General features: G+C 68.4%; 15 protein-coding genes. 2 read left to right on the top strand and 13 right to left on the bottom strand.

Features of this window, described 5'->3' with window-relative positions; translation table 11 throughout:
- Positions 1-31 precede the first annotated feature (31 nt).
- The 4 genes from ribA to FHR19_RS01010 form a co-directional block, all read right to left on the bottom strand.
- Entirely contained in the window at positions 32-1,093 is a 1,062-nt protein-coding gene (gene ribA, locus FHR19_RS01025) for a GTP cyclohydrolase II (RefSeq protein WP_184023399.1), read from the bottom strand.
- The gene (locus tag FHR19_RS01020; protein WP_184025693.1) at positions 1,090-1,887 is read right to left on the bottom strand and encodes an exodeoxyribonuclease III; all 798 of its coding nucleotides are present in this window, start codon (positions 1,885-1,887) and stop codon (positions 1,090-1,092) included. Before FHR19_RS01020 ends, ribA begins: the two co-directional genes overlap by 4 nt.
- A gap of 232 nt (positions 1,888-2,119) precedes the next feature.
- Positions 2,120-2,749, bottom strand: coding sequence for a LolA family protein (locus FHR19_RS01015; protein WP_184023398.1), 630 nt, complete (start codon positions 2,747-2,749; stop codon positions 2,120-2,122).
- A 71-nt stretch (positions 2,750-2,820) separates the two neighbouring features.
- Complete coding sequence (locus tag FHR19_RS01010) at positions 2,821-5,139, bottom strand: DNA translocase FtsK (protein ID WP_184023397.1); 2,319 nt, start codon at positions 5,137-5,139, stop codon at positions 2,821-2,823.
- A gap of 316 nt (positions 5,140-5,455) precedes the next feature.
- On the opposite strand from FHR19_RS01010, the gene FHR19_RS01005 reads away from it, so the two are divergent.
- Entirely contained in the window at positions 5,456-6,667 is a 1,212-nt protein-coding gene (locus tag FHR19_RS01005; RefSeq protein WP_184023395.1) for a UbiH/UbiF/VisC/COQ6 family ubiquinone biosynthesis hydroxylase, read from the top strand.
- 100 nt (positions 6,668-6,767) lie between these two features.
- On the opposite strand, the gene FHR19_RS01000 is transcribed toward FHR19_RS01005, so the two are convergent.
- The 7 genes from FHR19_RS01000 to FHR19_RS00970 all read right to left on the bottom strand — a co-directional run bounded on the left by FHR19_RS01000 (position 6,768) and on the right by FHR19_RS00970 (position 15,253).
- Positions 6,768-8,462, bottom strand: coding sequence for a GMC oxidoreductase (locus FHR19_RS01000; RefSeq protein WP_184023393.1), 1,695 nt, complete (start codon positions 8,460-8,462; stop codon positions 6,768-6,770).
- Entirely contained in the window at positions 8,459-9,097 is a 639-nt protein-coding gene (locus tag FHR19_RS00995) for a gluconate 2-dehydrogenase subunit 3 family protein (protein WP_343053114.1), read from the bottom strand. Before FHR19_RS00995 ends, FHR19_RS01000 begins: the two co-directional genes overlap by 4 nt.
- A 102-nt stretch (positions 9,098-9,199) precedes the next feature.
- Positions 9,200-10,261, bottom strand: a complete 1,062-nt coding sequence (locus FHR19_RS00990; RefSeq protein ID WP_184023392.1) for a sugar phosphate isomerase/epimerase family protein — start codon at positions 10,259-10,261, stop codon at positions 9,200-9,202.
- Positions 10,262-10,271: 10 nt separating this feature from the next.
- The gene (locus FHR19_RS00985; protein ID WP_184023391.1) at positions 10,272-11,387 is read right to left on the bottom strand and encodes a Gfo/Idh/MocA family protein; all 1,116 of its coding nucleotides are present in this window, start codon (positions 11,385-11,387) and stop codon (positions 10,272-10,274) included.
- A gap of 11 nt (positions 11,388-11,398) precedes the next feature.
- Positions 11,399-13,777 carry a beta-glucosidase gene (locus FHR19_RS00980; protein WP_184023390.1) on the bottom strand — a complete coding sequence of 793 codons (2,379 nt, stop codon included), beginning with the start codon at positions 13,775-13,777 and terminating at the stop codon, positions 11,399-11,401.
- A 58-nt stretch (positions 13,778-13,835) separates the two neighbouring features.
- Positions 13,836-14,225, bottom strand: coding sequence for a C-glycoside deglycosidase beta subunit domain-containing protein (locus tag FHR19_RS00975; RefSeq protein ID WP_246359242.1), 390 nt, complete (start codon positions 14,223-14,225; stop codon positions 13,836-13,838).
- Between the two features lie 20 nt (positions 14,226-14,245).
- Positions 14,246-15,253 (bottom strand): sugar phosphate isomerase/epimerase family protein, encoded by a 1,008-nt coding sequence (locus FHR19_RS00970; RefSeq protein ID WP_184023386.1) that lies wholly within the window; start codon positions 15,251-15,253, stop codon positions 14,246-14,248.
- 168 nt (positions 15,254-15,421) lie between these two features.
- Here FHR19_RS00970 and FHR19_RS00965 point away from each other — a divergent pair, with 168 nt between their 5' ends.
- Positions 15,422-15,805 (top strand): DoxX family protein, encoded by a 384-nt coding sequence (locus FHR19_RS00965; protein ID WP_184023384.1) that lies wholly within the window; start codon positions 15,422-15,424, stop codon positions 15,803-15,805.
- Here the strand turns inward: FHR19_RS00965 and FHR19_RS00960 are convergent.
- Complete coding sequence (locus FHR19_RS00960) at positions 15,787-16,761, bottom strand: ThuA domain-containing protein (protein WP_246359241.1); 975 nt, start codon at positions 16,759-16,761, stop codon at positions 15,787-15,789. The two genes, FHR19_RS00965 and FHR19_RS00960, sit on opposite strands and share 19 nt — an antisense overlap.
- A gap of 14 nt (positions 16,762-16,775) precedes the next feature.
- Entirely contained in the window at positions 16,776-18,095 is a 1,320-nt protein-coding gene (locus tag FHR19_RS00955; protein WP_184023382.1) for an MFS transporter, read from the bottom strand.
- Positions 18,096-18,114: the final 19 nt, after the last annotated feature.

The raw sequence follows: 18,114 nt of genomic DNA, 5'->3' as shown, positions 1-18,114 counted from the left end.
ACCCGATCGGAAACGGAGCTTTCTCTCGCGGCTAGAGCTGGTGCCCCGTCCGGTCGCGCTTGGTCGCAAGATAGCGTTCGTTGTGCGGATTGGGCGGCAGCTTGTGCGGCACGCGCTCGGCGACCGCGATCCCAGCGGCCTCGAGCGAGGCGACCTTTTCGGGATTGTTAGTCATCAGCCGGATGCGCGTCTGGCCGAGCAGCCTCAGCATCTGCGCCGCCACGCCGAAATCACGCGCATCGATCGCGAAGCCCAGGCGCGTGTTGGCATCGACGGTATCGAACCCCTGATCCTGCAGCGCATAGGCGCGCAGCTTGTTGACCAGCCCGATCCCGCGCCCCTCCTGCCTGAGATACAGGAGGATGCCCCAGCCATCGGCACGCATCGCGGCGAGCGCCGCCTGCAACTGCGGCCCGCAATCGCATTTGAGGCTGCCGAGCGCGTCGCCGGTCAGGCACTCGCTGTGCAGCCGGACGAGCGGCGGCGCGCCGGTCGGCTGGCCGATGAGGAGCGCGACATGCTCGCCCGCCGCCTCGGGCGTGCGGAACGCGACGATCTCCGCATCCTCGGCCGCTACCACCGGCAACCGAGCGCGCGCGGCGATGGCGAGGCGGCCGGCATCCTCGTGCGCGTCGATCGCTGCGATCGGCAGCGCGTCGGTGCCGGCATAGGGCCGTACGAAAAAGGCGGGCAGTATGCCGGCGATCCTCGCGAGACGAAGCGCCGCGGCGGCCGCGTCGGGCACGGCGACAGGGGCGGCGTGGAACGGTCCCTTGAACGGGGTTGCCAGATCGAACTGCGGATCGGCGAGCGCGGTCGCGGCGGCGAAGTCGAGCCAGGGCGCCCGCTCGATCCGCACCGGCGCGTCAGGGACCGCGGCATCGGCCTGGTTCGCAAGCTTGAGCGTCGCGGCACGCCCGGCGGACAAGAGCACATCGGCGCGCCCGCCCGCATCGAAGTCGGCAAGCCGGTTGGCATCGCCGCTCTCGATCGCCAAGACCTCGATCGCGCCGCCTTCGCCCGCCAGCGCGACGGGCCAGCCGCGACGCAGCGCGTCGATCGCGCGCGCGGCATCGCGGGCGGGGTCGCTCAAAGCGCGAACTCGGTCATCAGCGGGATATGGTCACTGGGCTTCAGCCAGCTTCGGCAATCCTCGAACACGCGGTGGGCGGTCGCCGTCGCGGCGACGTCGGCACTCGCCCACATGTGGTCGAGCCGCCGGCCGCGATCCGACGCCGCCCAGTCCTTCGCGCGGTAGCTCCACCAGGTATAGAGCCGCGCGGGCGGCGGCACGAACCGGCGGCCAAGGTCGACCCAGTCGTTCGCCGCCTGAAGCCGGCCCAGCGCCTGGACCTCGATCGGCGTATGGCTGACGACATCGAGCAGTTGCTTGTGGCTCCACACGTCGCTTTCAAGCGGGGCGATGTTGAAATCGCCGACGAGCAGCGTCGGGATGCCTTTCAACCCTTCGGACCAGCGCGTCATCCGCTCGACGAAATCGAGCTTCTGGCCGAACTTGGGATTCACCTCGCGGTCGGGCACGTCACCGCCCGCAGGCACATAGACGTTCTCGAGCCGCAATCCGTTCGGCAAGCGCACGCCGACATGCCGCGCCTCGCCGTTTGCCTGCCAGTCGAAGCGGTCGTCCTCGATGAGCGGTACCTTGGACAGGATCGCGACGCCGTGGTGCATCCGCTGGCCATGGATGACGATGTGCTCGTAATCGAGCGCGCGTAAGGGGCCGTGTGGGAAATCCTCATCCACCACCTTCGTTTCCTGAAGGCATAGGATGTCGGGCGCGGCCTCGGTCAGGAAGCGGGTGACGATGTCCATGCGGAACCGCACCGAATTGATGTTCCACGAAGCGATCTTGAGCGTGTCGGTCATGTGCGCCGCGATGTAGCCGCGCATCGGCCGGTCCGCCAGCCACGGGCTTTGGCCCGCAAACGGAAAGGCCCCCGCTCCGGGGGCATGGAGCGAGGGCCGACCTGGCGTTCAGTCACGCAGGCTGGAGGATGGGGGCCGAAGCCCGGGCAACAGGGGGAAAATCCCGGAAAGCGCCCCATCTCCGCGGAACCAGAAATAGGCCCCCCAACCTTGCGCGCGGATGAACGGATCGTCAGTTCCGGCGCGTTCCCTTCCGCGGGTCGTTGAAACGGAACGTGTTATCGGAAACGGGCACGTTGAACCGCTGGTTGGTGAGGCGGACGGTGGTGCGATTCTTCTGCGAATCAAGCGCGACCCAACCCTGAAGCATCAGGCCACCGGGGGCCGATGCCTGCCGCTCGAAAATCATCGTGATGCGTCCATATTCAGGCCGCTTGGCGTCATAGGCCTCGACGCTCAGGATGTTCGGGCTGCTGCTCGGCACCACCTTGGCGTATTTCGAGATGTCGCGGTTGGGGTCGATCAGCACGCCCAGCGGCGAATCGCCGATCGGCCAGCGCGACCGCTGGCCCACCGAATAGTCGAGGAACCAGATCGCCTTGCCGTCGCCGACGATCAGGATCGGCACGCCCTTTTCATACTGGAAGCGGATCCTGCCCGGCTTCTTCAGCGTCAGCGTGCCGTTCAGCACCTTGCCCGACCGATCGGTCTGCGCGAACGCGGCGATCATACTGTCGACGGCGCGCAGATGCGCCTGGACGGCGGCAAGGTCGCCCTGCTGCGCTTGGGCGGCGGGAACGGCGGCGGTGACGGCGACGAGCGCCGCGACGGGTGCGTAACGGATCATGGCAGTCCTAGACATGCGAACCGGCTAGAGGTTCCGCGATGAAGCGGGCGTGAATCGGCCGTTCAGGCCCCGGTTCAGCCCGGGGTTCAGGCGAGCGGCCGCCCCTCCTCGTCCATCAGCACCTCTCGCCGACCGACATGGTCGGGCTTGGAGACGAGGCCGTCCTTTTCCATCCGCTCGATCAGACGCGCGGCGGAATTGTAGCCGATGCGCAGCTGGCGCTGGAGCCACGAGGTCGAGGCCTTCTGGCTCTGCGCGACCAGCGCGATGCCGTTTCGGTACATCTGGTCCTCTGGGCTGTCGCCGCCCACCGGCGCGCCGTCCATGCTGAAATCGGCGTCGCCGTCGGGCTCGTTGGTGACTGCGTCGATATAGTCGGGCTCGCCCTGCCCGCGCCAGAAATCGGCGATCGCCTGCACCTCCTCGTCGCTGACGAAGGGGCCGTGGACACGTGCCAGCGCCTTGCCGCCGGGCATGTAGAGCATGTCGCCGCGGCCGAGCAGCTGTTCGGCGCCCTGCTCGCCCAGGATCGTTCGCGAATCGATCTTCGACGTGACGTGGAAGCTGATGCGCGTCGGCAGGTTCGCCTTGATGACGCCGGTGATGACGTCGACCGAGGGGCGCTGCGTCGCCATGATGAGGTGGATGCCCGCCGCGCGCGCCTTTTGCGCGAGGCGCTGGATCAGGAACTCGACCTCCTTGCCCGCGGTCATCATCAGGTCGGCCAGCTCGTCGACGATGATGACGATCTGCGGCAGCGGCGACAGGTCGAGCGTCTCTTCCTCGTGCACCGGGCGGCCGTTGTCGTCGTATCCGACCTGCACCTTGCGGCCGAGCTTCTGCCCCTTGGCCTTGGCCGCGCGCACCTTTTCGTTGAAGCTGCCGAGCGAGCGAACGTTGACGCTCGCCATCATGCGATAGCGGTCCTCCATCTGCTCGACCGCCCATTTGAGCGCGCGCACCGCCTTGGGCGGGTCGGTGACCACGTCGGCGAGGAGGTGCGGGATGCCCTTGTACATGCTGAGTTCCAGCATCTTGGGATCGATCATGATCATCCGGCACTGGTCGGGCGTCAGCCGATAGAGCAGCGACAGGATCATGCAGTTGAGGCCGACCGACTTGCCCGAGCCGGTGGTGCCCGCGACGAGCAGGTGTGGCATGGGCGCGAGGTCGGCGATGACCGGATCGCCCGAGATGTTCTTGCCGAGCACGATCGGCAGCTGCGCCGACTGATCGGCGAAACCCTGGCTGGCGATCAGCTCGCGCAGGTTCACCGTCTCGCGCCGCGCATTGGGCAGCTCGATGCCGATCACGGTGCGGCCGGGGATCGTCGCGACGCGCGCCGACACCGCCGACATGTTACGGGCGATGTCGTCGGCAAGCTGGATGACGCGGCTGGCCTTGATGCCGCTGGCCGGCTCCAGCTCATACATCGTGACGACCGGGCCGGGGCGCACGCCGACGATCGAGCCGCGGACGTTGAAGTCGTCGAGTACCGTTTCAAGGAGGCGGGCGTTCCGCTCCAGCGCCGCCTTGTCGACGGTGTTCTTCGCATTCGCCGGCGCCTGTTGCAGTAGGTCGGCGGGCGGCAGCTTATAATTGTCGCGCAGGTCGAGTGACTGCTGCGGCTTCGACGCGGCGGGCACGACGGCGGGCGCGCGCTCTGCGATTTCGGGCGCGGGGCGCGGGTCGGGGGCGACGGGCTTGCGCGGCGGGGCGGGCATCCGCGGTTCGGGCGCGGCGTCGATCACGTCGTCGTCGACCTCGAAGGGCAAGTCTTCCTCATCCTCACGCGCGGCGCGGCGCGGCAGGCGAAGCGCCGGGCGTGGCAGCTCGATCGTCATCCCCCGTGCCCAGAAGATCACCCCGGCCAGCCCGGCGAGCGTGCCGAGACCGCGCATCGTCCAGAGCTCGGCCACCGGATTGCCGATCAGCGCGACGCCCGCGCGCGCCGCAGAGGCGATGGCCATGCCGAAGATGCCGCCATAGCCCGCGGGCAGCGCCAGCACCGACCCGCCGACGAGAAAGGCGAGCGCGGTGCCCATCAGCACGACGCCGATGAGGACGCCGCGCAGCATCGCCTTCCACGCGCCGACCGGGCGGTCGCGCCACAACCGGCTGGCGAAGACGAGGCCGAGCGGCATCACCAGGAAGGCGGGCACGCCGAACAGCGTATAGAGCGTGTCGGCGGCATAGGCGCCGGGCAGCCCCAACCAGTTTTCCGCCGGGCCGCCCGCCGCGGTGTTCAGCCCCGGATCGCTGGGCTTGTAGCTGGCGAGCGATAGCAAGAGGATCGCCGTCCCGACGAACAGCGCCGCCGCGCCGAGCAGCGCGGTCGACCGCCGCGCGCCCTCGCGCACCGTATCGCGCCACAAGCGATGCTGGGCCTGCGCACGGCTGGCCATGACAAAATCCCCCGAATGTCCCTGAATCGAGCCGGAATCATCGCCCGGCGCGGGTTTGGCGTCAAGGTGGCGCCGCGGCGGGCTGCCTTGCATCAAGGGTCGTACCCCGGCGAAGGCCGGGATACACGGGTGTGGCTGTTCCGGTCCGCCCTGCCCTCCCGTCACCCCGGACCTGTTCCGGGGTCCACCGTGCCCCGCGAGCAGCGGCGACTTGGCTCGCGGAACCGTGGACCCCGGAACCAGTCCGGGGTGACGGGCGAGGCAATGCCCCAAAGCCCGGTGGTCAACCGCCGTGCGGGTCCTTAAGTCACGTCGCATGACCGATGTGCTCATCCTCGGCGCCGGCCTCGTCGGCACCACCCTCGCAACTGCGCTGGCCGCGCATGGCCTGACCAGCATCGTCGTCGATCCCGCCGACCCCGCGGCGATCCTCGCCCCCGGCCATGACGGCCGCGCCTCTGCCGTGGCGAGCGCGAGCCACCGGATGCTCGACGCGATCGGGGTAGGCGCGCGACTGGCGGGCGAGGGCAATCCGATCCGCTCGATCCGCGTGTCGGACGGCCTTGCGCCGGGCAAGCTCGACTTCGTGCCGGACGAGGACGACGGCGCGCTCGGCACGATGTACGAGAACCGCACGCTGCGCCGCGCGCTCCACGCCGCCGCCAGCGAATTGCCGCATGTCGACCTTCGGATGCAGCGCCGCGCCGTCTCGATCGATCGCGGCCCGGCGGGCGTCACCGCGACGCTCGACGACGGGGCGGTGGTAAAGGCGCGGCTGCTGGTCGCGGCGGAGGGGCGTCGCTCGCCGACGCGGGAGGCCGCGGGGATCAACGTCGCGCGCTGGCAGTACGATCACGTGGCGATGATTGCCACGTTCAATCACGAGCATCCGCACGGCGACTGCGCGTACGAGATATTCTACCCCGCCGGTCCGTTCGCGATCCTGCCCTTGAAGGACGACGAGCGCGGGCATCGCTCCGCCCTTGTCTGGACGGTGGATGCGAAGGACGCGCCCGGCATGCTCAAGCTGTCCGACCGCGCCTGGCTGGCGGAGGCGGAGAAGCGGATGGGCGGGTTCCTGGGCGCGCTCGGCCCGGTCAGCCCGCGGACGAGCTATCCGCTCGGCTTCCACCACGCCGCGCGGCTGACGGCGGAGCGGCTAGTCTTGGTCGGCGATGCCGGCCACGGCATCCACCCGATCGCCGGACAGGGCCTCAACCTCGGCTTTCGTGACGTGGCGGCGCTGGTCGAGGTGCTGGTCGAGGGCAAGCGCCTCGGCCTCGACGTCGGCGATGCCGAACTGCTCAAGCGCTACGAGCGGTGGCGCGGGCTCGACACGCTGATGGTCGCGGGCGCCACCGATACGCTCACCCGCCTGTTCGGGGTGCCGGGCAAAGCAGCGTCGGCCGTCCGCCGCTTTGGCATCAGTGCGGTCGATTCGATCGCGCCGCTCAAGGCCCGCTTCATGGCCGAAGCGCGCGGCGAAAGCGGCGATCGGCCGAAGCTGCTGACCGGCGTGCTGGCCTAATATTCCTGGCGGTTGAGGGGTCTCGCCCCGAGCGCACCGCTCGTTGCCCGCCCCCTCCGTCAGCCTTCGCTGCCACCTCCCCCTGCCGGGGGGAGGATTGCTAAAGTGCCCCCGCCTTCAGTCGCTCGACCGCATGCGCGGCCGCGCGCGCGGTGAGCGCCATATAGGTCAGCGACGGGTTCTGGCACGCCGATGAGCTCATCTGCGCGCCATCGGTGACGAACAGATTGCCCGCATCGTGCGCGCGGCTGAAGCGGTCGAGCACCGACGTCTTCGGGTCGAGGCCCATGCGCGCGCCGCCCATCTCGTGGATCGCGCCGCCGCCCGGATTGGGGGTGTCGAGGCCCATGATGACCTGTCCGCCGGCATGGGTCAGCATCGCCGCCGCCTCCGCCTTGGCATCCGCAAGCGCGGCCTTTTCCTCCGCCCCGAAGGCGAAGGCGATCTCCAGCGCCGGCAGGCCGTTGGCATCGGCCTTGGTCCTGCTCAGCGTCAGGCGATTGGTCGCGCGCGGGACACAATCGGCAAAGGCGACGAGCACCATCCGCCACGGCCCCGGCGCCTGCAGCCCGTTCTTGTAATCGGCACCGATGCCCGCCTCGCGCTTGCCGCGCGTCCAGCCCGATTGCAGCGCGCCGCCCTGGTACGAGAAGCCGCGGCTGTGCCCCTTGCCGTCAAGCGCATCCATGTTGCGGAAGCGCGGAATGACGACGCCGGTCGGGCGGTTGCCGAAGGTGGTGTACCCCTCGTATCCCGGCATCAGCGCGATCGCCGACAACGTGCTCGCATGATCCATGATGTGCGTGCCCAGCACGCCGGACGAATTGGCGAGGCCCCGCGGCATCGCCTCGCTCGCGGAGTTGAGCATCAGGTGGACCGAGTTGAACGACCCGGCATTGAGGAATACCATCCGCGCCGTCGCCGCCTTGCGCGTCTTGGTCGCGGTGTCGATCCAGCGGACGCCGGTCACGCGGCGGGTCCTGGGGTCGTAATCGACCTTCTCGACCACCGCATCGGTCATCAGCGTCAGCCGCCCGGTCTTCTGCGCGGCGGGCAGCGTCGAGCTTTGCGTCGAGAAATAGGCGCCGTAGGAACAGCCGCGCGCGCAGATCGAGCGGTTCTGGCACGCCGCGCGGCCCTCCTCGTCCTTGGCGACAGTGAGGTTGGCGGTGCGGCCGATCGTCAGCCGCCGCTCGGGCCAGCGCGCCATGATCTTCTCGCGCGTCGCCTGTTCGACGACGTTGAGCGCCATCGGCGGCTGGAACTTCCCATCGGGAAGCTGCGGCAGGCCCTCGGCCGCGCCCGACACGCCGATGAAGTCCTCGACCTTGTCGTACCATGGCGCGACATCGGCATAGCGGATCGGCCAGTCGGTGCCCTGCCCGTCACGCTTGTTCGCGCCGAAGTCGTAGTCCGACCAGCGATAGCTCTGCCGCCCCCAGGTCAGCGACCGCCCGCCGAGCTGATAGCTGCGATACCAGGTGAAGTCGGTGCCGGGCGCATTGACGTACGGATTGACCGCGTCGTTGACGAAATGGTCCTGCGTGAACTCGTTGAAGTGCCGATTGCGGACCTGCACCTGATATTCGCGGGCATAGAGATCAGCATCGCCGACGCCGCGGAACGGCATCTCCCACGGCGCCTTGGTCTCGTTGCCGTAACCCGTCTGGTGCTCGATCATCCGTCCGCGTTCGAGCATCAGCACCTTGAGACCCGCCTCGGTCAACTCCTTCGCCGCCCAGCCGCCGGTGATGCCGGAGCCCACGACGATCGCATCGAAATCAAACTCGCTCATCCGAAATCCACCGCGGTCCAGTCGTTGGAAATGGCGCGCGTACCCGGCGGGTTGGGCAGCGCGGGGTCGAAGCGGCCGGGGACGGGCTCGTAGCGCAGCTCCTGCGACCCGCCGACTTCGCTGGTGTAATAGCCGGTCAGGATCAGGCCCTTGATCGCCTTCCACGGATGCGGCGCGCGGCCGTCCCCGGCATAGGCCTCGGCATCCAGCGCGGCGAGCGCGGCGGTCTTTGCCGCGGCATCCTTGCCCGCCCAATTCCCCTTGGCGCGGCGGTCGAGCTCCCCCTCCAGCCAGTCGAGATAGCGAAGGCTCCCGTCCGGCCGCCGCGGTGCGGGCACGCCAGCGGGGATCGCCGCCGCCGCGCCCGGATCGCGCGTGCCATCTAGGCCGTGGGCGAGCGCGAGAATGACGAAGTCGCCCGTCCCCACTTCGCCCGCGCCCGGCGTGCCGGTCTTAGGAATGACGATTTGCGCCACCTCGCGGATCATCGCGCGCTGCCGGTCGGTCGGCGCGTCGCCGTCCTCGACCTTCGACCAGATCGAGGCGCCCGCAGGCACGCCGACGACCATCGCCAGCAGCGCCGCCGCGCCCATGAACTCGCGCCGGTTCCACGCCCGGCCGCCCTCGCTCGACACTCGCCTCTCCCGCTCTTGTCCGAGCGGATGATGCCGAGTCTTATATCAGAATGAAAGTTCTATTTTATGGATGTAGGCGGGGTCGCACCCCCGCCCTGCCCGTCATTCGCCAGTGATCCCCATCATCCGCCGGTTGAGCTCACGATCGACGCCGCCCGCGGCGAAATCGTCGAAGGCGTGCTCGGTGACGCGAATGATATGCGCGTCAATGAACGGCGCGCCCTCGGCCGCGCCCTGCTCGGGATGCTTGAGCGCGCATTCCCATTCGAGCACCGCCCAGCCGGCGAAGTCGTACTGCGCCATCTTGGAGAAGATCGAGGTGAAATCGACCTGCCCGTCACCCAGCGAGCGGAAGCGGCCGGGGCGGTCGACCCAGCCCTGATAGCCGCCGTAGACGCCCGACCGACCGGTCGGATTGAATTCGGCATCCTTCACGTGGAAGCACTTGATGCGCTCGTGATAGATGTCGATGTGCGCGAGGTAATCGAGCTGTTGCAGCACGTAATGGCTGGGGTCGAACAGCACGTTCGCGCGCGGGTGGTTGCCGACGCGCTCGAGGAACATCTCGTACGTGATGCCGTCGTGCAGGTCTTCGCCGGGATGCAGTTCGAAGGCGAGGTCGACGCCATTCTCCTCGAACACGTCGAGGATCGGCTTCCACCGCCGCGCCAGCTCGTCGAACGCGTCCTCGACGAGGCCCGCGGGCCGCTGCGGCCAGGGATAGACATAGGGCCAGGCGAGCGCGCCCGAGAAGCTGGGATGCGCGGTGAGGCCCAGGCGGCGGCTGGCGACCGCGGCCTTCTTCACCTGATCGACGGCCCATTCCTGCCGCGCCTTCGGATTGTTGTGGACCGCGGCGGGCGCGAACCCGTCGAACTGCGCGTCATAAGCCGGATGCACGGCGACGAGCTGCCCCTGAAGGTGCGTTGACAGCTCGGTGATCTCCAGCCCCTTGTCCGCCAGAAGCCCCTTCACCTCGTCGCAATAGGTCTGGCTCTCGGCCGCCTTGTCGAGGTCGAACAGCCGGCCGTCCCAGCTCGGAATCTGGACGCCCTTGTAGCCCATGCCGGCGACCCAGTCGCCGATCGTGTCGAGGCTGTTGTACGGGGCGGCGTCGCCTGCGAACTGGGCGAGGAAGATGCCCGGTCCCTTGATCGTGCGCATATCTCTCTCCTCAAACCGTGAACGCGGTCCAGCCGGCGCGGTCGGCGCTGGCCCGGACGGCGGTGTCGATGAACGCCATGCCGCGCAGCCCGTCGTCGATGCCGGGGATCAGCGAGCCGGGCTCGCCGCGAAGCTGCTTGGCGAAGTCGCGATAGAGGTTGGCGAACGCCTCCAGATACCCCTCGGGATGCCCCGCCGGGGTGCGCGTCGCCGCCTGGGCGATGGGGCCGAGCGCCGCGCCGCCGGCGTGGACGATCTCGGTCCGGCCGTCGATCGTATGGATCGTCAGCGTATTGGGCCGCTCCTGATGCCAGACGATGCCGCCCGTCTCGCCATAGAGGCGGATGCGCAGGCCGTTCAGTTCGCCGACCTCGATCTGGCTGGCGAGCAATACGCCGCGCGCGCCGTTGTCGAACCGCAGGAGCACGGTGCAATCGTCGTCGAGCGCGCGACCCGGCACCACCGCAGCGAGATCGGCGAGCAGCTCGGTCACGCGCAGCCCGGTGATGAACTCGGCAAGGTGAAAAGCATGGACGCCGATATCGCCGATGCAGCCGCCCGCCCCCGACCGCGCCGGATCGACGCGCCATTCGGCCTGCTTGCCGCTCGCCTCGCCCGCAAGCCAGCCCTGTGGATATTCGACGACGACCTTGCGAACGCTACCAATCGCGCCCGCGGCGACGCGTTCGCGCGCCTCGCGAACCAGCGGATAACCCGAATAGGTGTAGCTGAGGCCATAGGGCAGCCCCGCCTGTCCGACGATCTCGCCCAGTTCCTTCGCCTCCGCAAAGGTGGCGGTCATCGGCTTGTCGCTCAGTACCGGATAGCCGGCCGCCAGCGCCGCCTTGGCGGCGGGCAGGTGGTGGTGGTTGGGGCTGACGATCGCGACGAAGTCGATGCCGTCGCCCCGCGCCTTCTCCGCGGCGAACATCGCATCGAGCGACGGATAGGCGCGGTCGGGGTCGATGCGATAGGCCTCGCCCCCCGCGCGCGAGCGGTCGGCGTCGGAGGAGAACACCCCCGCCACCAGCTCGATTTCCCGATCCAGTTCGGCGGCGATGCGGTGGACGGGGCCGATGAACGCCCCCGGCCCGCCGCCGATCATTCCCATGCGCAACCGCGCCATTCGCCTCTCCCTTAGAGGGCCGCGTCGTCCAGATCGTCGAACGCGGCGGTGAGCGGCATGCCATGATCCTCGGCATGCCTTGCGATGCGCAGGTTTAGAGTGCGTCCGATCGGCGTCCAGCCCCCTTGGCCCCAGATCATGAACCGCCGGGCGGGTAGCGCGATGGAAACGCGGCGTTCCTCGCCGGGCTGAAGGCGGACCTTGGCGAAGCCGACCAGCGTCGGCTCGGGCGTGTCGCGATAGACTTGGACGATCTCGCTGCCCGCGCGGTCGCCGGTGTTGCGCACCGTGACGGCGACGCCGCCGCCCTCGACCGCGGCGTCAGACCAGTTGAAGCGGGTATAGCCCTCGCCGCTGCCGAACGGATGCCGCGCGGGGGTGCCGCTGGCGATCAGCCCGCGATAGCCGAGCCGCGTGCCCTCTTTATAGGGGAGCCGCCCGCCCTCGCCGGGCTTCAGGTCGAAGGCGGGATAGTCGGCCTCGTCACGTGCGATCGAGACCGGCAACCGCCCGCCGGGCTCGCGATCGCCCGCCAGCACCGCGGCGATCGCCTCGGCAAAGCCCTCGCCCGGATACCAGGCGGCGATGAGCGCAGCGGCATCCTCGGCCCAGCTCGCGTCGAAGGCATGGCCGATATTGGCGACGATCGCGGTGCGCGGATTGGCGGCGAGCACGCGCGCGACCAGTTCGGCCTGTTCGGGCGCGAGGCGGGTGTCAGGCCGGTCCTTGCTCTCGACGCTCGAGTCCGACGTTTCGCCGACGAACAGCAGCACCGCCTCCGCCTCTCGCGCCGCGGCTTCGGCGCGCGCCAGCATCGCCTCGCGGCTGTCGGGGCCGCGCACGCCGTACCACAGGCCGTGGACGCGCGCGGGGGCATAGGTGAAATCGGCGACGATGCGCACGGGCACGCCGGCCTCGAGCACGACCTCGCCCGTCTCGGCATCGCCGGACTTCAGCTTGCCCATCACGTCCTTGGCGAGCGTTGCGCCCGTCGAGACGACGGTTTCGCCGTCGACGCGCAGCCGCGCTTCGCCCGTCGCGCCGAGATAGAAGCGATGCGGCCCGCTTTGTTCGGGGGTGAAGATGCCGCTCGCGCGCACCGATCCGCCCTTGTCGAACGGTCCCTGCTCATGCACGCCGACGAACCAGACGAGCGAGTTGGTCGCGCGCGTCTCGCTGTTGAGCGGCTCGCCCGAACCGTCGTCGCTGGCGAAATAGTCGATCGTCATGCCGCGGGTGCAGCCGTCGCCGATATCGCGAGCGGGGGCGACGGGCATGGCCGGCAGCCGCGGCGCGGGATCGACGCCCGCCTCGAACGTCACGTTCTCGGCGCCGTAGCGCGCGGCGATCGCCTGTGCCGGGCTCGGCAAATCGGGCGAGACCGAGATCTTGGCAAAGGTGCCGCCCTGGAAGCACGGCGCCGCCGCATTGGGGCCGATCACCGCGATCTTCCTGCCGGGCGCGAGCGGCAGGAAACCGTCGTTCTTCAGCAGCACGAACCCAGCCGCCGCTGCCTCGACCAGCAGGTCGCGGGCCTCGCCGTCGGAATAGGCCTGTCGCTTCTCGCCGGTGACGCGCCGCGCACCGCGGGCGATCCGCTCGGCGGCATCGGCGACGCGCGCGGCGGGCACGTCGCCCGCGGCCACCGCCTCGTCCGCCTTGAAGCCGAGGAACCGCGCCGGTCCGGGCATTTCGAGGTCGAGGCCCGCATTGAGCGTTGGCGCGGTCGAATGCGTGCCGAACCAGTCGGACATGACGAGGCCGTCATAGCCCCATTCGCCCTTCACCACCTCGGTGATGATATGCGCCTGCTCCGCGCACCAGTCGCCGTTCACCTTGTTGTACGCCGCCAGCATGCCCACGCAGCCCGCGCGTGCCGCGAACTCGAACGGCAGCAGATAGACCTCGCGCAGCGTCCGCTCGTCCACCCGGACGTCCAGCGTGTCGCGCTCGGTCTCACTATCGTTGCAGACGAGGTGCTTGGCGACCGACCCGGTGCCCGTCGATTGCAGGCCGGCAATCCACGCCGCGCCGAGGATGCCGGCATGGAGCGGATCCTCGCCGAAATATTCGAACGCGCGGCCAGCCAGCGGACTGCGCGCGAGATTGAGGTTGGGCGCCAGCACCGCATCGACGCCGCGCGCCGCCGCCTCGCTCCCCACCAGTGCACCGATCCGCTGGACGAGGTCGGTGTCGAAGCTCGCGCCGAGCGCGGTGGCGCAGGGGGAAAGCCGGGCGATATCGCGCTCGTCCACCCGGCCGGAAGCGATCCCCATCGGCCCGTCGCTCATCGTGAAGGCGGGGATGCCCGCTTCCGCGACCGCGTGGCTCGCCCACATCGCCGCACCCGCGGTCAGGCGGGTCATTTCCTCGATCGTCGGATCGCGCATCGTCAATTCCATGCAAAAAGGCGCCCCGCCGTCATCGGACGGGGCGCCTCGTGAGTCGTCAGGCGGCGAGGTCGAGTTCCTTCACGTCCTTCGTGGTGGGCACGAAGGGCAGGTAGGAAACGCGCATCCGCACCGCGAACTCGATCCGGTGCTTGCCCGGCGTCAGGCCGCCAGCGCGCACGACGCCGATCGTCGCCTTCTCGCCGAAGTTCCAGCGGTCGTCATAGACCGTTTCCATCTGATCGAGCGTGTAGGTGTTGCCGTGGACGGTGAAGCGCACGTCCCCGCGCGCGACCGCCTCGCCATCGACGGTGACGGCGATATCCTCAATCATCGACAGGCCGAGGCCGCGATAATAGGGAAGCCGCCCCAGGAACGCGAAGCCGGTCGTCTCGCCCCCCTCGACGACGTTCTCGAAGCCGTCGACGCAGATCATCTTGTTGTCCATCATGACACTGGTGCTCCGGTTCAGGCGGCGAGCGCGGCGGGAGTGGGCTGGCCGATCAGGCGCTTGAGCATTTCCTGGTGGCGGCGCACCTGCTCGACCGAATCGGGCTCCTCGACATCCTCGACCCAGCGATTGCCCTCGTACTCCGAGCAGATATAGCCGTCATACCCGCCCTTCTCGAGCACGTGGACGATATCGTCATAGGGGATCGACGGCTCGGTGAGGTCGGCGTCCATCTCGTAGAACTTGCCGTGGATGTTGTGGATGCGCGGCATGTAGTCGAGCATCCGCTTGGGCTCGAACGCAGCATTGTGGCGCAGCGTCTCGGCCATCGCGATCGCCGGCCCCTGACCGCCCATCTCCCGGACGTTGAGGATCACGTATTCGCTCAGCACGCGGTCCTCGTACGCCTTGACGATATAGTCCGAGATGTTCTTCGGCACGCCGATCCGCTCGAACTTCGCCTTCCAGACGCGCGGGAAGCGGAACAGGAACATGCCCATGTCGGGCAGGAAGCCGAGTGCGTCGGAGCCCGACTTCTCGAAGGCGTCGGCGTGACGGACGATCCAAGGGTGGTCGAAATGCAGCGGCGCGTGCACCTCGATCAGGATCTTGATGCCCTTTTCCTCGGCATAGGGCGCGGCGGCCACCAGCACCTCGGGCGCAATCGAGACGAGCGCGCGGATATATTTGACGCCGAGCAGCGCCGCGAAGTCGACATCCTTGCGGACGCTCGCCACCTGCTCCTCGAACGGCATCTCGCGGCCCTTGTACCGCTTGTAGTCGAGCATGAAGTCGTGGGCGACCGGTACACAATCATATTGCTTCAGCAGGCGGTGCCACTCCTCAACCTTCGCATGGTCGACGCCGACTTCCGGCCAGCCCCAGAAGGTCTGCTCGCCGATCACCTCGATACCCCGCGCGCCGAACTCGGCACAGGTGCGGATGCAATCCTCAAGGCTCATCTTGCCCGTGAAGGTGTCGTTCTGAAAGCTGTAGAGGCTGACGCCCCGCTTGATCTCGGCCATTGCCCGTTCCTCGTGCCGTTGCGGCCCGGCGGCGGGCCATCATCGAAGGTGGCGATCGGCACGGCGAGCGTACGACGCTGACGCGCCCGGCCGCTCGACTCCTCTCCCCATCTCAATTAGAACCTGTATTCTATATCAGGCCGGGACGGTCAAGCGGGGAGACGAGAAATGGCGATCGTTCCGACGACTCTGCGCATCTTCCTGTCACTGCCGCTGGCGGCGTTCTTCGGCTTCGTCGGCTGGATGAAGGCGAGCGCGCCGGTGGCGACGCTGGCGCAGCACGGCGCTTGGACCGCGCGCATCCCCGAACCGCTCGGCCGCGCAGTGGGGGTGAGCGAGATCGTGTGCGCACTGCTGCTGCTGGTCGGCCTGCTTCCCGGCCGCGCCCGGATCGGGGCCGCAGCGGCGCTGGTGCTGATCACCAATCAGGGCGTCGCCGCCGCGGTCCATGCAAGCGCGGGCGAGAGCCATGCGCTGCCGCAGAACGCCGTATTGGTCACCGCGCTCGGCGTCGTTGCGTGGCTGTCGCGGCGCTACTTCTCGGTGCGATAGGTCTGGGGAATGTCGAAGCCGGTTGCCTTGTCGAGCGCGGGGATCGTTACCTTGCCCGTCGCTGCCCACTCCGCCCCGCGCGTCACCAGCGTGCGTACGCCGTCGAACTGGAGCGTGTCGGGCCCGTGGCCAAGCGTGATCGAAAACACGCGGCCCTTGCCGTAATCCTGTGTCCAGACGACGGGGTTTGGCTTGTTCATTCCCTTCATCCTCGCGACGTTCGCGGCCTTGTACGCCTCAAAGTCGTATTTCGGCCCGGCCTTCTCGGGCACGTAGTCGGCCGCGTCGTCGAACGCGGTCGCCAGCACCGTCACCTTGGCCGCCCGGTCGAAGGACATGTTGGTGTACTTGTCCTCCATGAAGCTCCAGATATAGGGCCGCAGCCCCGCGGTGACGGGGTGCGTCCTGTTCTCGATCTTCACGCGAAAGCCGTCGGGCGGCGAGCGGCGGCTCTCGCCCGGCACCATCACCGCGCCGAGCAGGCGCTTGTATTCGGGAATGTCGCGGCCCCAGGTGAAGCTGGAGTGGAAGGCGACGAGGCCGCCGCCCTGCGCCACATAATCGTAGAGCGCCTTGAACGCGCCCGGCGACCACAGATGCTGTTCCTTGTCGCCGTAATTCCAGCGGCTGGCATAGTTGAGCAGCACGACGTCGTACTTCTTCAGCATCGCCAGCGTGCCGTCGTCGAAATCCTCGGTCACGCGCACGTCGAAGCGGCCGGTGTCCTTCATCATCGTGCGCAGCTGATTGTTCACGCCGGTCCAGTCATGCTCGTAGCTGTTCTGGCCGCTGATGATGAGGACCTTGAGCCGCGCTTCCTTCGGATCGACGGGGGTGACAACGCGCTGCACGGTTTCGGGCGGGGCATAGGGCTTGTTGCCCGGCATCGTCGGAATGTCGGCGACGGGCACCTGCTGCGCGGCGGCGAGCAGGGGGAGGAGCAGCAGCGGCTTCATCGTGTCTCTCCGGATCAGGCGGTCGCGAGCGCGGGGCGGCGGCCGGCGGGCCACAGCAGGATGACACCCGCTTGAAGCGCGAGCAGCACGATCGGCCAGCCATAGTAAGACCAGCGTATCGTCTGACGCGCAGTCTCGGTCACGCCGCCGGGGACATAGCCCGCGATGCCGAGCGAATAGGCGATGGCGGCGGTCCCCACCGCCATGCCGATCTTGGTGGCAAGGCTGATGCCGGAGGACAGCAGCCCCTCGTTCCGGGTCCCGAAGAGGGCCTCGTGATAATCGACCGTCTCGGCCGCCATCGTGAAGATGCCGGTGATCGTGACCGACGTCGCGATCGAGGCCATCAGATAGACGGCGATGAAGGCGGGCGGCGACGCCTCGGTCAGCGGCAGCACCGCGAACAGCGCGATCGAGATCAGGATCGCGGCGAGGCACCCCCGGCGCAGCCCCGTGCGCGCCAGGATCGGCGGCGCGATGAACGCCGCCAAGAGCAGCATGCCGGAGATCGCGGGCAGCAGGATCGAGATCATCCACGGCCGCCCCAGCACCTCGATCGCGAAGAAGGCGGTGAGGGAGATCATCGTGCCGAAGCGGATGAAATAGAGGAGCGTGAAGCCGAAGCACACGGCCCAGGCGCGGTTGCGCAGCATCTGCCCGATCGCGGGCATCACCGCGAAGCGCGGCGAGGCATTGTCGTCGAACCGCTCGCGGCAGTTGCGAAAGAGGAGGAGCAGCGCGACCAGCGACAGCCCGGCGAACAGCGTCGCGGTCGCCGCGAAGCCGCGCTGCTCGTCCCCGCCGCCGAACAGTCCGACCAGCGGCATCGTCGCGGCAGTGCCGAGGATCACCGAGACCGACGTGCCGATCGAGCGCGCACCCGACAGCTTTAGCCGCTCGCCGGTGTCGCGCGTCATCATCGGGAGCAGCGCGGTATAGGGGATCGACCCCAGCGACATGAGGATGCCGAGCGCCTTGAAGGTCAGGAAGGCGTAGAGCAGCCGCATCGGTTCGCTGCCGCCCGGCACGTTGAACAGGAGCACGACGACGACGGCATAGGGGATGGCGGTGAACAGGAAATAGGGGCGCGTGCGCCCCCAGCGCGTGCGCGTCTTGTCGACGGCGATACCGACGAGAATGTCGATCACCGCATCGAGCAGGCGGGCGGCGAGGAAGATCGTGCCGACCGCCGCGGCGGGCAGCTTAGCGACGTTGGTGTAGTAATAGAGCAGGAACGCCCCGGCCATGTTGTAGGCGAGGCTCAACCCGAAATCGCCCAGCCCGTAGCTCAGCCGCTCGGTCAGGGTCAGGCGGGGCGCATCCGTGTCGGCCATCGATTAATCCACAAAAAAA

Origin of the sequence: Sphingomonas yantingensis (assembly GCF_014199325.1) — a bacterium.
Taxonomy (GTDB): domain Bacteria; phylum Pseudomonadota; class Alphaproteobacteria; order Sphingomonadales; family Sphingomonadaceae; genus Sphingomonas; species Sphingomonas yantingensis.
The sequence above is the reverse complement of the archived record's forward strand: the minus strand, read 5'-3'. Positions and strand labels throughout refer to the sequence as shown.

What these genes read in the sequence shown, in the direction of transcription:
- FHR19_RS01020 (WP_184025693.1), bottom strand. Translation starts at nt 1,887, where the DNA reads ATGACCGACACGCTCAAGATCGCTTCGTGGAACATCAATTCGGTGCGG.
- FHR19_RS01015 (WP_184023398.1), bottom strand. Translation starts at nt 2,749, where the DNA reads ATGTCTAGGACTGCCATGATCCGTTACGCACCCGTCGCGGCGCTCGTC.
- FHR19_RS01010 (WP_184023397.1), bottom strand. Translation starts at nt 5,139, where the DNA reads ATGGCCAGCCGTGCGCAGGCCCAGCATCGCTTGTGGCGCGATACGGTG.
- FHR19_RS01005 (WP_184023395.1), top strand. Translation starts at nt 5,456, where the DNA reads ATGACCGATGTGCTCATCCTCGGCGCCGGCCTCGTCGGCACCACCCTC.
- FHR19_RS01000 (WP_184023393.1), bottom strand. Translation starts at nt 8,462, where the DNA reads ATGAGCGAGTTTGATTTCGATGCGATCGTCGTGGGCTCCGGCATCACC.
- FHR19_RS00990 (WP_184023392.1), bottom strand. Translation starts at nt 10,261, where the DNA reads ATGCGCACGATCAAGGGACCGGGCATCTTCCTCGCCCAGTTCGCAGGC.
- FHR19_RS00985 (WP_184023391.1), bottom strand. Translation starts at nt 11,387, where the DNA reads ATGGCGCGGTTGCGCATGGGAATGATCGGCGGCGGGCCGGGGGCGTTC.
- FHR19_RS00980 (WP_184023390.1), bottom strand. Translation starts at nt 13,777, where the DNA reads ATGCGCGATCCGACGATCGAGGAAATGACCCGCCTGACCGCGGGTGCG.
- FHR19_RS00975 (WP_246359242.1), bottom strand. Translation starts at nt 14,225, where the DNA reads ATGGACAACAAGATGATCTGCGTCGACGGCTTCGAGAACGTCGTCGAG.
- FHR19_RS00970 (WP_184023386.1), bottom strand. Translation starts at nt 15,253, where the DNA reads ATGGCCGAGATCAAGCGGGGCGTCAGCCTCTACAGCTTTCAGAACGAC.
- FHR19_RS00965 (WP_184023384.1), top strand. Translation starts at nt 15,422, where the DNA reads ATGGCGATCGTTCCGACGACTCTGCGCATCTTCCTGTCACTGCCGCTG.
- FHR19_RS00960 (WP_246359241.1), bottom strand. Translation starts at nt 16,761, where the DNA reads ATGAAGCCGCTGCTGCTCCTCCCCCTGCTCGCCGCCGCGCAGCAGGTG.
- FHR19_RS00955 (WP_184023382.1), bottom strand. Translation starts at nt 18,095, where the DNA reads ATGGCCGACACGGATGCGCCCCGCCTGACCCTGACCGAGCGGCTGAGC.